Annotated in this window: 1 protein-coding gene; it reads right to left on the bottom strand. The window is 52.6% G+C overall.

Translation table 11 applies throughout. The annotated features are described in order from the left end of the window. Positions 1-652 (bottom strand): DUF7507 domain-containing protein (locus H1A14_RS23075; RefSeq protein ID WP_194778676.1); only part of this gene is annotated, 652 nt, incomplete at both ends.

Genomic DNA, 652 nt, shown 5'->3' with positions numbered 1-652 from the left:
TGGTGGTCAGTTCCCTGCTGCCTCCAGCAGGGATATCAGCAAGCGAACCCGAAAGTGTGGCCGTGCTGCCGTCAGGTAAGATATCGGTCACCTGAAGTCCGGTAAGGGCTACATTCCCCGTATTTTGAATATTGATGGTGTACTGTAAAAGAGTCGGCTCCGAAATGCTGGTCGGATTTACCGTCTTGCTGACCGTCAGTCCAGCATTCTGTTCTATGGTGGTTTCTGCCGTGTCTTCTGTGGGTCCCGGAACTTCGTCAGTGGTTACCGAAACGCTGTTTACCAAAGTGGTTCCCGCATCGATATCCGCCTGGGTGGCCTGATAGGTGGTGGTCAGTTCCCTGCTTCCTCCAACAGGAATATCAGCAAGCGAACCCGTCAATGTGGCGGTACTGCCATCGGGCAGAATATCGGTTACCTGAAGTCCGGTAAGGGCTACATTCCCCGTATTTTGAATATTGATGGTGTACTGTAAAAGAGTCGGCTCCGAAATGCTGGTCGGATTCACTGTTTTGTTGACAGTCAACCCAGCAGTCTGGGCAATGGTGGTTTCTGCCGTGTCTTCCGTGGGTCCCGGAACTTCGTCAGTGGTTACCGAAACGCTGTTGACCAATGTGGTTCCCGCATCGATATCCGCCTGGGTAGCCTGATA

The sequence above is a fragment of the Pararhodonellum marinum genome (assembly GCF_015354735.1).
Taxonomy (GTDB): domain Bacteria; phylum Bacteroidota; class Bacteroidia; order Cytophagales; family Cyclobacteriaceae; genus Pararhodonellum; species Pararhodonellum marinum.
This window is presented reverse-complemented; position numbering and strand designations above follow the sequence as displayed.